A 12772-nucleotide genomic window follows, 5' to 3' on the forward strand; every position below is an offset into this window, starting at 1 on the left:
GGCTGACCGAACTCGCCGCCCTGCCCTACCAGCACCTGCTGACCCTGCCCACCATGCCGTCCGCCGTGCGGGTGGCCCGGGAGACGGCCGAGCTGGCGCTGGCCGAGTGGGGCATCAGCGCCGCCGTGCGACACCCGGTCACCGACCCGGCCCTGCTGATCCTGAGCGAGCTGGTGACCAACAGCGTGCGGCACGCCTCCGCGCTCTCCTCCCAGATCACCATCATGTACGCGGCGAGCCGGGACACCTTCGCCTTCGGGGTGCACGACCGCCACCCGTACCAGCCGCCGCTGTACGGCGCGATGACCGGCGGCGGCAGCGGGCTCGCCACCGTCGTCCAGCTCACGCTGGAGCTGGCCGGCACCGCGGGCGTGCGGCAGGACGCCGACGGCGGCGGCAAGAGCATCTGGGTCACCCTGCCCCTGTGACCCCCGCGAGGGGGGCGGCCCGTGGTCCCGGGTCGATCCGTCCGGCGTGCGCGGGTGAGGATGGCCGCATGCTGAGGAATGCTGGGCGGATGCGTCGCGTGGGGCTCGTGCGGCCCCGGCATCGGTGGGCGGCCGAGCGCGGGGGGAATGGGAGGCCGGTTCGATGAGCACGCCGCTGTACCAACTCAAGGCCGAGTTCTTCAAGACGCTCGGGCATCCGGTCCGCATCCGCGTACTGGAGCTGCTGAGCCAGCGCGAGCACGCGGTCGCCGAGCTGCTGCCCGAGGTGGGGGTCGGGCCAGCGCACCTGTCGCAGCAGCTCGCCGTGTTGCGGCGGGCGAACCTGGTCGTGCCCCGCCGGGAGGGCTCGACCGTCTACTACGCGCTGACCAGCCCCCGCGTCGCCGAACTGCTGGCGACGGCCCGCACCATCCTCACCGGCGTCCTCGCCAACCAGGCCGAACTGCTCGCCGACCTCCAGGCCGCGACGGCCCGGGCCGACCCGCCGCCCTGAGGCGCTGCCTTGAGGCGCTGCCGTGAGGCGCCGCTTTGAGGCGCCGCCTTGAGGCCCCGCGCGCCCCGGCCACGCGGGTGGCGAGCCGCCGCAGGGAGCACGGCGGCCGGCTGAGGCCGGGACCGACATGTGGCGCGGACGCGGGACGCCGTGGCGCGCCCCGCGTCCGCCCGACCGCGTCGGCCGACCTGACCGCGCCGCCCGCCTCGCCCCGCCCTACGGTCCGGCGCGGTGCCGGCCGCGCGCCGAGCCCGTCGGGCGGCCCCGCTCCGGGGCGGGGCCCTGCGGCTCGGCGTCAGCGGGCCGGGGCCCGGTCTCGCCCAGGCCGTACGCGCTCGGGGGGAAGGGGCCAGGCGGGTAGCTGGGGCGGGGCGGGTAGCGGGGGTCGGTCGCCGGGGCCGGTGGGCGCTCGGGGTCCCGCGGCGGCCTCGCGGCCTCGCGCGCGGCCTCCTCGGCACGTGCGGTGGGCCGCTGACGCCCGGCGCCGCCCTCCTGGGTGCGCTCGCGCTCGCGCCAGGCGTGCAGCCGCGACCTGACGTCCTCGGGGGGCAGGAACTGGGCCCAGCGCTCGGGGAACTCCGACGGCGGCTCGGCGTCCGCCCCGTCCCCGTCGCCGTCCTCCGCCAGGGCCGCCGCCTCGGCGTAGGCGCGGGCCACCGCCCGGCGCCGCTCGCGTTCGCGCTCCTCGCGGGCCGCCGCCGTGGCGACCGAGGGCCAGACCCGGTCCAGGGCGGCGTTGACCGCGGCGCCGACCAGGACCGCGAACGCGGACACCCCGATCCACAGCAGTACCGCCACCGGCGCCGCGAGGGAGCCGTAGATGGTGGGGCCCTCGACCGTCTGGGTCAGGTAGATGCGGAGCAGGAAGCTGCCGAGCACCCACATGGTCAGGGCGATCAGCGCCCCCGGGATGTCCTCCCGCCACGGCGAGCGCACGGGCACCGAGACGTGGTAGAGCGTGGTCAGGAAGGCGACGGAGAGCAGGATGACCACGGGCCAGTACAGGACGCGTACGGTGTCCGCGCTGCGCGGGAAGATCTGCACCACCGCGTCCGGCCCCACCACCATCAGCGGCAGCGCCACCGCCCCCACGAGCAGGGCGACCAGGTAGAGCAGGAAGGCCAGCAGCCGCGTCTTGACGATGCCGCGGTGACCTTCGAGCCCGTACATGATCGTGATGGTGTCGACGAAGACGTTCACCGCGCGCGAGCCGGACCACAGGGCGATGGCGAAGCCGAGCGAGATCACGTCGGGTCTGCCGCCCTCGATGACGTCGTCGAGCAGGGGCCGGGCGATCTCGCTCACGCCCTTGTCCGACAGGACGGTGCCCGAGGCGTCGAGGATGTTGTCCCGGATGGTGGCGACGGTCTCGGTGTTGGTCCAGGCGTCGAGGTAGCCGAGCAGCCCGATGAGGCCGAGCAGCAGCGGCGGCAGCGAGAGCAGCGTGAAGAACGCCGCCTCGGCGGCGAGGCCGGTGACCCGGTATTCCAGGCAGGAGTTGACGGTGTCCTTCAGGAGCAGCCACGCCATCTTGCGCTTGGACACATGCTGCGACAGGGCACGTGCCCTGTGCAGTCGACCGGTCGGCCGACTGGGGGATTCGTTCGCTGGCTGCACGTCTTCACCGTATCTGTCCTTTCGCCCCTGGCTTGCCGGATGACCTGGGCCGATCGCGGGCGGGCGAAGGCCGCGTGGTTGGCTGCCGGCATGACCACCACCGTGACCACCTGGTATCTGGAACAGACCGCTCCCGGCGACCTCTCCCCCGCGCCGGCGCCCGACGCCGGGGTGCGGATCGTGCGCGCCGAGGTCCCGAGCCCCGAGTTCAGCCGCTTCCTGTACGCCTCCGTCGGCGGGGACATCGCCTGGACAGACCGGCTGGCGTGGACGTACGCCCAGTGGCAGCGGGCGCTGGCCCGCCCCGGCGTGGAGACCTGGGTGGCGTACGAGCGCGGCACGCCGGCCGGGTACGTCGAGTTGGCGGCCAACCCGCCGGAAGACTCCTCCGACTCCTCCGACTCCTCCGGCTCCGCCGGCTCCGCCAGTTCCTCCGGGTCCTCCGGCTCCGCCGGCTCCGTGGAGATCGTCTACTTCGGGCTGCTGCCGGCCTTCCGGGGTCGGCGCATCGGCGGGCACCTGCTGTCGGTCGGGGTCCAGCGGGCGTGGGACCTCGGCGAGCGGTGGCCGGATCTGCCCGCCACCCGGCGGGTGTGGCTGCACACCTGCTCCAAGGACGACGAGCACGCGCTCGGCAACTACCAGAAGCGCGGCTTCAGCGTCTACCGGACCACGACCGACGAGGAGCCGGAGCCGGTCAGTCCGGGGCCGTGGCCGGGCGCGTACCCGGCTCCCACCAGTGCGTAAGGCAGGGTGGTGAGGGCGCGACGCGAACCCCGTTCACTCGTGTGAGCGACCCCACAGCATCCCATTCTGCGAGACTCCATCGCCCACATATTGGACAATGCTGGACGGTCAACAAAGGCCCGTGCCAGGCTTCCGTCATGTCTAGAGCTGGAATCGCCTTGGTGAGTCGACGACACGTCGACCTCGGACGCATGTCCAGCGCCATCTGTTCGGCGGGCTGACAGCACAGCACCACCGCGTTTTCCGCCGTCCCCGCCGCCGCGGACGTGCGTGTTCCGTTGATCTCACGACACCCCGCCCCGGCCCGTCACGGGCCGCCACGCGTCCGCTCGCGCGCGGTTCGGCAGGGGTTCAGCCGGCCCAGCCCGCTAGGTTGCGGCGCCCTGGCGCGCAGCCGAGAGTTTCAGCGCAGCCCCGCTTTCCCCTGGCTGAGCCCATGCCCGCGCTCAGCCATGTCGCCATCCGCCACGCTCGCCGCACGCCGTCCCGCACGGCCTCAAGCCGCCCCGAAGGACATATCGCCATGGCCGCCAATTCGGAACGCCCGCAGTCTCCGGCCCCGGGCGCCCCCGCCGCCGCGCCCCGCCGCAAGGCAGGTCGCCACCGTGGCGAGGGCCAGTGGGCCATGGGGCACTTCACTCCGCTCAACGGCAACGAGCAGGTTAAGAAGGACGACAACGGTCTCAATGTGCGGACACGCATTGAGACGACGTACTCCAAGACCGGTTTCGACACCATCGACCCGGCCGATCTGCGCGGCCGGATGCGCTGGTGGGGCCTGTACACCCAGCGCAAGCCCGGCATCGACGGCGGCAAGACCGCCATCCTGGAGCCGGAGGAGCTGGACGACAGCTACTTCATGATGCGGGTGCGCATCGACGGCGGGCGGCTGACGACCGAGCAACTGCGGGTCATCGGCGAGATATCGCAGGAGTTCGCGCGCGGCACCGCGGACATCACCGACCGGCAGAACATCCAGTTCCACTGGATCAGGATCGAGGACGTCCCCGAGATCTGGCGCCGCCTCGAGGCCGTCGGGCTGTCGTCCACCGAGGCGTGCGGCGACACCCCGCGCACCATCCTGGGCTCCCCGGTCGCCGGCATCGCCGAGGACGAGATCATCGACGGCAGTTGGGCCATCGACGAGATCCACCGCCGGTACATCGGCGACCCGGCGTACTCGAACCTGCCGCGCAAGTTCAAGACCGCGGTCTCCGGCTCACCGCTGCTCGACGTGGTGCACGAGATCAACGACGTCGCGTTCGTCGGCGTCCGTCACCCCGAGCACGGGCCCGGCTTCGACGTGTGGGTCGGCGGCGGCCTGTCCACCAACCCGAAGCTCGGCGTGCGGCTGGGCGCCTGGGTGTCGCTGGAGGAGGTGCCGGACGTCTTCGGCGGCGTCATCTCCATCTTCCGCGACTACGGCTACCGCCGGCTGCGCAACCGCGCCCGGCTGAAGTACCTGTTGGCCGACTGGGGCGCGGAGAAGTTCCGGCAGGTCCTGGAGGACGAGTACCTGAAGCGCAAGCTGACCGACGGGCCCGGGCCCGAGCAGCCCGTCGAGCGCTGGCGCGACCACGTGGGCGTGCACCGGCAGCGGGACGGCCGCTACTACGTCGGTTTCGCGCCGCGGGTGGGCCGCGTGGACGGTGCGACGCTCACCAAGATCTCCGAGCTGGCGCGGGAGCACGGCTCGGGGCGCCTGCGGACTACCGCCGAGCAGAAGATGATCATCCTCGACGTGGCGCGGGACCGGGTGGACTCGCTGGTCGCGGGCCTGGAGGCGCTGGAGCTCCAGGTGAACCCGTCGACGTTCCGGCGCGGCACCATGGCGTGCACCGGCATCGAGTTCTGCAAGCTGGCCATCGTCGAGACCAAGGCGCGCGGCGCGGCGCTGATCGACGAGTTGGAGCGGCGGCTGCCGGACTTCGACGAGCCGCTCACCATCAACATCAACGGCTGCCCCAACGCCTGCGCCCGTATCCAGGTCGCCGACATCGGGCTCAAGGGCCAGTTGGTCACGGACAGCGACGGCAACCAGGTCGAGGGCTATCAGGTGCACCTCGGCGGCGCGCTCGGGCTTGAGGCCGGGTTCGGTCGCAAGGTCCGCGGCCTCAAGGTCACCTCGGCCGAACTCCCGGACTACGTCGAGCGGTTGCTGACCCGTTTTCAGGACCAGCGCACCGACGGAGAGCGGTTCGCCCAGTGGGTCGGCCGCGCGGCCGAAGGAGACCTATCGTGAGCGAGCGGACCGCGCCATTCTACTGTCCGTACTGCGGCGAGGAGGACCTCCGTCCGTCCGAAGAGGGCCGCGGCGCCTGGGAATGTGCCTCCTGCAACCGTGCGTTCCGACTGTCGTTCCTAGGACTGCTAGCTGCCGGTCTGCGGCGCGACGACGCCGAGGCCGGCGAGAGGAGTGGTCGTCATGACGACGACTGAGCACCGCACGGCGGGCGCGCTACGGGAGTTGGCCGAGCGGGCGGGCCGCGAGCTGGAGGACGCGCCGGCCCTGGAGATCCTGCGCTGGGGCGTCGAGACGTTCGGCGCGCGCTTCTGCGTGACCTCCTCGATGGAGGACGCCGTCGTGGCACACCTGGCGGCGCGCGTACGGCCCGGCGTGGACGTGGTCTTCCTCGACACCGGCTACCACTTCCCCGAGACCATCGGCACCCGGGACGCGGTGGGGGCGGTGATGGACGTCAACCTGATCACGTTGACGCCCCGTCAGACGGTGGCCGAGCAGGACGCGGAGCACGGGCCCCGGCTGCACGACCGCGACCCGGACCTGTGCTGCGCGCTGCGCAAGGTCGCGCCGCTCGAGGCGGGGCTCGCCGGCTACGACGCGTGGGCGACGGGCCTGCGCCGCGACGAGTCCCCGACCCGCGCCGGCACGCCGGTGGTGGGCTGGGACGAGCGGCGCGGCAAGGTGAAGCTGTCGCCGATAGCCCGCTGGACGCAGGAGGACGTGGACGCCTACGTCACCGAGCACGGCGTCCTCACCAACCCGCTGCTGATGGACGGTTACGCCTCCGTCGGCTGCGCCCCCTGCACCCGCCGGGTACTCGCGGGCGAGGACGCGCGGGCCGGGCGCTGGGCGGGGCGGGGCAAGACGGAATGCGGGCTGCACGGCTGATGACAGACACACACATACCCCAGGAGCCATCGATGAGCACGGCCCCGGCAGACGGGTCCACCGCGGACACCCCGCGCGACACGGACGCCGTGAACACCGCGAACGCCGTGGAGGCCGCCCGGTCGGTCGGCGGGACGGTGTGGCTGACCGGCCTGCCCAGCGCGGGCAAGACGACGATCGCCTACGCGCTGGCCGAGCGGCTGACCAGCGAGGGCCACCGGGTCGAGGTGCTCGACGGCGACGAGATCCGCGAGTTCCTCTCGGCCGGGCTCGGCTTCTCGCGCGCGGACCGGCACACCAACGTGCAGCGGATCGGCTTCGTGGCCGAACTGCTCGCCTCGCACGGCGTCATCACGCTGGTGCCGGTGATCGCCCCGTACGCCGACAGCCGGGAGGCCGTGCGCCAGCGGCACCAGAGCGCGGGCACGCCGTACCTGGAGGTGCACGTGGCGACGCCGGTCGAGGTCTGCTCCGAGCGTGATGTGAAGGGCCTGTACGCCAGGCAGGCGGCGGGCGAGATCTCCGGGCTGACCGGCGTGGACGACCCGTACGAGGCGCCGACGGACCCGGACCTGCGGATCGAGACGCACCGGCAGGGCGTCCACGAGTCCGCGGCGGCGCTGCACGCGCTGCTGGCCAGTCGGGGGATGGTGTGAGCGGCGCACGCACGGCGAACGACGCACACTGCGACCTAGAGGAGCCCCCCATGACACCCCCCGCGTCCGTCGGTGCGGACACCGACAACCCGTACGCGCTCGCTCACCTGGACGCCCTGGAGTCCGAGGCGGTGCACATCTTCCGCGAGGTGGCGGGCGAGTTCGAGCGACCGGTGATCCTCTTCTCCGGCGGCAAGGACTCGATCGTGATGCTGCACCTGGCGCTGAAGGCGTTCACGCCGGCGCCGGTGCCCTTCGCGCTGTTGCACGTGGACACCGGGCACAACTTCCCCGAGGTCATCGACTACCGGGACCGGGTCGCGGAGCGGCACGGGCTGCGGCTGCACGTGGCCTCCGTACAGGAGTTCATCGACCGCGGCGAGCTGCGCGAGCGCCCCGACGGCACGCGGAACCCGCTCCAGACGGTGCCGCTGCTGGACGCCATCGAGAGGAACCGCTTCGACGCGGTCTTCGGTGGCGGGCGGCGGGACGAGGAGAAGGCGCGGGCCAAGGAGCGGGTGTTCTCGCTGCGGGACGAGTTCGGCGGCTGGGACCCGCGCCGCCAGCGCCCCGAGCTGTGGCAGCTCTACAACGGCCGCCACTCCCCCGGCGAACACGTCCGCGTCTTCCCGTTGTCGAACTGGACCGAGCTGGACGTGTGGCAGTACATCGAGCGGGAGAAGATCGACCTCCCGGCGATCTACTACGCGCACGAGCGCGAGGTCTTCTCGCGCTCGGGCATGTGGCTGGCCCCCGGCGAGTGGGGCGGCCCCCGCGAGGGCGAGCGCGTCGAACGCCGCCTGGTGCGCTACCGCACCGTCGGCGACATGTCCTGCACCGGCGCGGTCGACTCCCAGGCGGCGACCATCTCGCAGGTCATCGAGGAGATAGCCGCGTCCAGACTCACCGAGCGGGGCGCCACGCGGGCGGACGACAAGCTGTCCGAGGCCGCGATGGAAGACCGCAAGCGCGAGGGGTACTTCTAACCATGACGAGCATCATCACCGGCCAGCCCGGGCCGACCGAGCGGGCGCCGGCCACCTCGCTGCTGCGCTTCGCGACCGCCGGCAGCGTGGACGACGGCAAGTCCACGCTGGTGGGGCGGCTGCTGCACGACTCCAAGTCGGTGCTGGCCGACCAGTTGGAGGCGGTCGAGCACGCCTCGCGGCACCGTGGCACGGAGGGTCCCGACCTGGCGCTGCTGACCGACGGGCTGCGCGCCGAGCGCGAGCAGGGCATCACCATCGACGTCGCGTACCGCTACTTCGCCACACCCCGGCGCCGCTTCATCCTCGCCGACACCCCGGGCCACGTGCAGTACACCCGCAACATGGTCACCGGCGCCTCCACCGCCGAACTGGCCGTCGTCCTGGTCGACGCCCGCAACGGCGTCGTCGAGCAGACCCGCAGGCACGCCGCCGTCGCCGCCCTGCTGCGCGTGCCGCACATCGTGCTCGCCGTCAACAAGATGGACCTGGTGGACTACGCGGAGCCGGTGTTCGCCGCGATCGCCGAGGAGTTCAGCGCGTACGTGGCCTCGCTCGGCATCCCCGGCTGGAGCACCGTCAGCACGTCCGGCGCGGCAGGCTCGGCGGGCTCGGCGGGCTCGGCGGGCTCGGCGGGCTCGGCGGGCTCGGCGGGCTCGGCAAGCCCAGCCGACGCGTGGTGCACGGCCATCCCGATCTCGGCGCTGGCCGGCGACAACGTGGTGACCCCGTCGGCGAACATGGACTGGTACGGCGGCCCCACGGTGCTCGAACACCTGGAGACGGTGCCGGTCGTGGCCGACCCGGCGCGCGACGTGGCCCGCTTCCCGGTGCAGTACGTCATCCGCCCGCAGTCCGCCGAACACCCCGACTACCGCGGCTACGCGGGCCAGGTGGCCTCCGGCGTGCTGCGGGTGGGCCAGCCGGTGGTGGTGCTGCCGTCCGGGCGCGAGAGCGTGATCGAGGGCATCGACGCGCTGGGCGACCCGGTGGACGCGGCCTGGGCGCCGCAGTCGGTGACGCTGCGGCTCGCCGACGACCTCGACGTCTCGCGCGGCGACCTGATCGCCCCGGCCGACGCGGCTCCCACCAGCACCCAGGACGTGGCGGCGACGGTGTGCCACGTGGCGGACCGGCCGCTGCGCGTCGGCGACCGCGTGCTGCTCAAGCACACCACCCGTACGGTCAAGGCCATCGTCAAGGACATCCCCTCGCGGCTGACCCTCGACGACCTGTCCCAGCACCCGGCGCCGGGCGAATTGGTCGCCAACGACATCGGCCGGGTGGTGCTGCGGACCGCGCAGCCGCTGGCCCTTGACGCGTACGCCGCGTCCCGGCGCACCGGCTCCTTCCTGCTCATCGATCCGGCGGACGGCACGACGCTGACCGCGGGCATGGCCGGCGAGGCGTTCGCGGCCGGTCCGGCGGAGTCGGGCGCGCGGCCCGGCGGCGACGCGGAACGGGGTGCGTGACATGGCGGGCGAGGCGTTCTCGACGTTCGCGAAGGAGGGCGGTCGCGTGGGCAGCGGCGCGCTCGGCGCCGGTCAGGGCGGGGTCGGGCGATGTGCGTGCTAACCGCCCGCTGTGCCCCCACCCCCCGCGCCCCCGGCCGCCCGGCCGGATCGCTCGTGCCCTTCCGTACCCCGGAACCACCGCCGGGGCCGCCCTGAGGCGTGCCCCGGCTCGCTGAGAGGAACCACCTTTCATGTCTGCCCTTCCCGCGTCCCGCGCCCGCAGAGCACGTCGCCGCCTCCTGGCCGCCACCGCCCTGGCCCCGCTGCTGATCGGCGCGCTGGGCGCCTGCGGCTACGGTTCGGAGAAGGAGGACGACGGGAAGAAGCCCGCGGCGAAGGCCAAGGGGGCCAAGATCGACGGCCTGGACTCGGTGCGGATCGGCTACTTCGCCAACGTCACGCACGCCACGCCGCTGGTGGGCATCCAGGAGGGGCTGATCCAGAAGGAGTTGGGCGGCACCCAGATCAAGCCGTTCACGTTCAACGCCGGACCCTCGGAGATCGAGGCGCTCAACGCCGGCTCCATCGACATCGGTTGGATCGGCCCGTCGCCCGCCATCAACGGCTACACCAAGTCCGGCGGCCAGAACCTGCGCATCATCGGCGGCTCCGCCTCCGGCGGCGTCTCGCTCGTCGCCAACCCGGACAAGATCAAGACGCCCGCCGACCTGGAGGGCAAGCGGATCGCGACCCCGCAGAAGGGCAACACGCAGGACGTCGCGCTGCTGAATTACCTGTCCGAGAAGGGTTACGACGTCGACGCCCAGACCGGCAAGGGCGACGTGTCGGTGATCCGACAGGACAACAAGGAGATCCCCACCACCTTCAAGCAGGGCGGGATCGACGGGGCGTGGGTGCCGGAGCCGACCGCCTCCAAGCTGGTGGCCGAGGGCGGCAAGGTCATCCTGGACGAGCGTGACCTGTGGGAGGACGGCAAGTTCGTCATCACCAACGTGATCGTCTCGCAGAAGTTCCTCAAGGAGCACCCGAAGGTCGTCGAGGCGGTGCTGCGCGGCTCGGTGCGCACCAACGACTGGATCAAGGCCAACCCGGACGCGGCCAAGAAGCAGGTCAACGCGGCCCTGAAGAACCTGACCGGGAGCCAGTTGGACGCCAAGGTCCTCGACCCGGCGTTCAAGAACGTGGACGTCACCAACGACCCGCTCGCCAAGACGCTGCGGGACGAGGCGGAGCACGCCGTCGAAGCGGGCTTGCTGGAGAAGCCCAAGCTCGACGGCATCTACGACCTCACACTGCTGAACAAGGTGCTCAAGGCCGCGGGCAAGCCCGAGGTCGAGGACGCCGGGCTCGGCGCCAGCTAGCACGCGCTACTCGCCACCCCCCACGCGCCGCCCCCCACGTCCTACCGCCCACCGGCCCCCTTCCCAGGAGGTGACGCCATGACCGCCACGCTCACCCAACAGCCCGTCACGACGGAACGGTCCAGCGGCTACGCCGCGCGCATCGACCACGTCTCCAAGTCGTTCGGCCGCCCCGGCGCCCGGCAGCAGGTGCTCGACGACATCGCGCTGGACGTCGCGCCCGGCGAGTTCGTCTGCCTGCTCGGCGCCTCCGGGTGCGGCAAGTCCACGCTGCTCAACCTGGTCGCCGGGCTCGACAAGCCGACCGTCGGCAGCATCGACGTGCCGGGCGGGCGGCCGGCCCTGATGTTCCAGGAACACGCGCTGTTCCCGTGGCTGACGGCCGGCAGGAACATCGAGTTGGCGCTGCGGATGCGGGGGGTGCCGCGCGCGGAGCGGCGCCCGGAGGCCGAGCGGCTGCTGAACCTGGTGCGGCTCAAGGGCGCGTACGGCAAGCGGGTGCACGAGCTGTCCGGCGGCATGCGGCAGCGGGTGGCGCTGTCCAGGGCGCTGGCCCAGGACAGCAAGCTGCTGCTGATGGACGAGCCGTTCGCGGCCCTCGACGCCATCACCCGGGACGTGCTGCACGAGGAGCTGACCCGCATCTGGGCCGAGACGCACGTCTCGGTGCTGTTCGTCACGCACAACGTGAGCGAGGCGGTACGGCTCGCCCAGCGCGTGGTGCTGCTCTCCTCGCGGCCCGGCCGGATCGCCCGCGAGTGGACCGTGGACATACCCCACCCGCGGCGCATCGAGGACGCCGCGGTCGCCGACCTGTCCGTAGAGATCACCGAGCAGCTCCGTGGGGAGATCCGGCGCCATGGCCAGCACTGACAACTCCGCCTCCACGGGACCGGCGGGCCCAGCGGGCTCGGAGTCCCGGGCGACGGGTCCCGCCGCCGGCACCACCGTCACCAAGGAGCCGGCCGCGACCGACGCGGCCGAGGGCACCCCGGACCAGCTCGCCGGCCTGGAGGCTGGCCTGGACGCGCTGGACACCCAGACCAGGACCCGGGTGCCGCTGGCCCGGGTGCTGCTCGACAAGGTCGTGCCGCCCGTGGTGGCGATCGCCCTGGTCCTGACGGCCTGGCAGCTCGCCTACCACTTCGAGGTCAAGCCGCACTACCAGTTGCCCAGCCCCGCCGACGTGGCGCGGGCCCTCCAGGACAAGTGGCTGGACGGCACGCTGCTGGGCTACGTGTGGGAGAGCGTCTCGCGCGGCGCGCTCGGCTTCGCGGCCTCGCTGATCATCGGCACGCCGCTGGGTCTCCTGGTGGCGCGGGTGCGGTTCGTGCGCGCGGCCATCGGCCCGATCCTCTCCGGCCTCCAGTCGCTGCCTTCGGTGGCCTGGGTGCCGGCGGCGATCATCTGGTTCGGGCTGACCAACTCCACGATCTACGCGGTGGTGTTGCTCGGGGCGGTGCCCTCGATCGCCAACGGGCTGGTCGCGGGGGTCGACCAGATTCCGCCGCTGTACCTGCGCGCGGGCCGCACCATCGGGGCCACCGGGTTCGCCGGCATCCGCCACGTGCTGCTGCCGGCCGCGCTGCCCGGCTACATCGCCGGGCTCAAGCAGGGGTGGGCGTTCTCCTGGCGCTCGCTGATGGCGGCCGAGCTGATCGCGACCTCGCCGGAGCTGGGCACCGGGCTCGGCCAGTTGCTGGACCAGGCGCGGGTGGACTCGGACATGTCGCTGGTGCTGGCGGCGATCCTGCTCATCCTCATCGTGGGCATCGGCATCGAGTTGCTGATCTTCGCGCCGATCGAGCGGCGGGTGCTGCGCAGCCGCGGCCTGCTGGCCAGCAACCGCTAGGGG

The 12772-nt window shown here is 72.5% G+C and carries 13 protein-coding genes; 12 read left to right on the top strand and 1 reads right to left on the bottom strand.

The features are described from left to right. The first annotated feature begins 53 nt into the window (after positions 1 to 53). Complete coding sequence (locus tag H7H31_RS06195; protein ID WP_176166495.1) at positions 54 to 428, top strand: ATP-binding protein; 375 nt, start codon at positions 54 to 56, stop codon at positions 426 to 428. A gap of 163 nt (positions 429 to 591) precedes the next feature. Beyond that, positions 592 to 942, top strand: coding sequence for an ArsR/SmtB family transcription factor (locus tag H7H31_RS06200; RefSeq protein WP_187062707.1), 351 nt, complete (start codon positions 592 to 594; stop codon positions 940 to 942). Positions 943 to 1158: 216 nt separating this feature from the next. On the opposite strand, the gene H7H31_RS06205 is transcribed toward H7H31_RS06200, so the two are convergent. Then, positions 1159 to 2559: a YihY/virulence factor BrkB family protein gene (locus H7H31_RS06205; protein WP_187117827.1), complete on the bottom strand. Its 1401-nt coding sequence runs from the start codon at positions 2557 to 2559 to the stop codon at positions 1159 to 1161. Between the two features lie 90 nt (positions 2560 to 2649). Between H7H31_RS06205 and H7H31_RS06210 the strand changes: the two genes are divergently transcribed. The 10 genes from H7H31_RS06210 (at position 2650) to H7H31_RS06255 (ending at position 12769) form a co-directional block, all read left to right on the top strand. Further along, positions 2650 to 3306 carry a GNAT family N-acetyltransferase gene (locus H7H31_RS06210; protein ID WP_187061075.1) on the top strand — a complete coding sequence of 219 codons (657 nt, stop codon included), beginning with the start codon at positions 2650 to 2652 and terminating at the stop codon, positions 3304 to 3306. A gap of 523 nt (positions 3307 to 3829) precedes the next feature. Then, positions 3830 to 5548, top strand: coding sequence for a nitrite/sulfite reductase (locus H7H31_RS06215; protein ID WP_187061076.1), 1719 nt, complete (start codon positions 3830 to 3832; stop codon positions 5546 to 5548). Continuing rightward, positions 5545 to 5745, top strand: a complete 201-nt coding sequence (locus tag H7H31_RS06220; RefSeq protein WP_187117828.1) for a hypothetical protein — start codon at positions 5545 to 5547, stop codon at positions 5743 to 5745. Before H7H31_RS06215 ends, H7H31_RS06220 begins: the two co-directional genes overlap by 4 nt. Next, positions 5732 to 6439 carry a phosphoadenylyl-sulfate reductase gene (locus tag H7H31_RS06225; RefSeq protein WP_187061077.1) on the top strand — a complete coding sequence of 236 codons (708 nt, stop codon included), beginning with the start codon at positions 5732 to 5734 and terminating at the stop codon, positions 6437 to 6439. The genes H7H31_RS06220 and H7H31_RS06225 overlap by 14 nt, the downstream gene beginning before the upstream one ends. 32 nt (positions 6440 to 6471) lie before the next feature. Continuing rightward, positions 6472 to 7095, top strand: coding sequence for an adenylyl-sulfate kinase (gene cysC, locus H7H31_RS06230; RefSeq protein ID WP_187061078.1), 624 nt, complete (start codon positions 6472 to 6474; stop codon positions 7093 to 7095). A gap of 50 nt (positions 7096 to 7145) precedes the next feature. Continuing rightward, complete coding sequence (gene cysD / locus H7H31_RS06235; protein ID WP_187061079.1) at positions 7146 to 8081, top strand: sulfate adenylyltransferase subunit CysD; 936 nt, start codon at positions 7146 to 7148, stop codon at positions 8079 to 8081. A gap of 2 nt (positions 8082 to 8083) precedes the next feature. Then, positions 8084 to 9553 (top strand): sulfate adenylyltransferase subunit 1, encoded by a 1470-nt coding sequence (locus H7H31_RS06240; RefSeq protein ID WP_187061080.1) that lies wholly within the window; start codon positions 8084 to 8086, stop codon positions 9551 to 9553. A 233-nt stretch (positions 9554 to 9786) separates the two neighbouring features. Then, positions 9787 to 10917, top strand: a complete 1131-nt coding sequence (locus H7H31_RS06245; protein WP_187060606.1) for an aliphatic sulfonate ABC transporter substrate-binding protein — start codon at positions 9787 to 9789, stop codon at positions 10915 to 10917. Between the two features lie 78 nt (positions 10918 to 10995). Then, a complete protein-coding gene (locus H7H31_RS06250) occupies positions 10996 to 11790 on the top strand; it encodes an ABC transporter ATP-binding protein (protein WP_187060607.1) in 795 nt (264 codons plus the stop codon). Next, a complete protein-coding gene (locus H7H31_RS06255; RefSeq protein WP_187060608.1) occupies positions 11777 to 12769 on the top strand; it encodes an ABC transporter permease in 993 nt (330 codons plus the stop codon). Before H7H31_RS06250 ends, H7H31_RS06255 begins: the two co-directional genes overlap by 14 nt. Positions 12770 to 12772 lie beyond the last annotated feature (3 nt).

Origin of the sequence: Streptomyces buecherae (assembly GCF_014295035.1) — a bacterium.
GTDB classification, from domain to species: Bacteria; Actinomycetota; Actinomycetes; order Streptomycetales; family Streptomycetaceae; genus Streptomyces; species Streptomyces youssoufiensis.

Bases quoted from the DNA above. Each gene is read 5' to 3' on its own strand.
- H7H31_RS06195 (WP_176166495.1), top strand. From the start codon at position 54: ATGCCGTCCGCCGTGCGGGTGGCCCGGGAGACGGCCGAGCTGGCGCTG.
- H7H31_RS06200 (WP_187062707.1), top strand. From the start codon at position 592: ATGAGCACGCCGCTGTACCAACTCAAGGCCGAGTTCTTCAAGACGCTC.
- H7H31_RS06210 (WP_187061075.1), top strand. From the start codon at position 2,650: ATGACCACCACCGTGACCACCTGGTATCTGGAACAGACCGCTCCCGGC.
- H7H31_RS06215 (WP_187061076.1), top strand. From the start codon at position 3,830: ATGGCCGCCAATTCGGAACGCCCGCAGTCTCCGGCCCCGGGCGCCCCC.
- H7H31_RS06225 (WP_187061077.1), top strand. From the start codon at position 5,732: ATGACGACGACTGAGCACCGCACGGCGGGCGCGCTACGGGAGTTGGCC.
- cysC (WP_187061078.1), top strand. From the start codon at position 6,472: ATGAGCACGGCCCCGGCAGACGGGTCCACCGCGGACACCCCGCGCGAC.
- cysD (WP_187061079.1), top strand. From the start codon at position 7,146: ATGACACCCCCCGCGTCCGTCGGTGCGGACACCGACAACCCGTACGCG.
- H7H31_RS06240 (WP_187061080.1), top strand. From the start codon at position 8,084: ATGACGAGCATCATCACCGGCCAGCCCGGGCCGACCGAGCGGGCGCCG.
- H7H31_RS06245 (WP_187060606.1), top strand. From the start codon at position 9,787: ATGTCTGCCCTTCCCGCGTCCCGCGCCCGCAGAGCACGTCGCCGCCTC.
- H7H31_RS06250 (WP_187060607.1), top strand. From the start codon at position 10,996: ATGACCGCCACGCTCACCCAACAGCCCGTCACGACGGAACGGTCCAGC.
- H7H31_RS06255 (WP_187060608.1), top strand. From the start codon at position 11,777: ATGGCCAGCACTGACAACTCCGCCTCCACGGGACCGGCGGGCCCAGCG.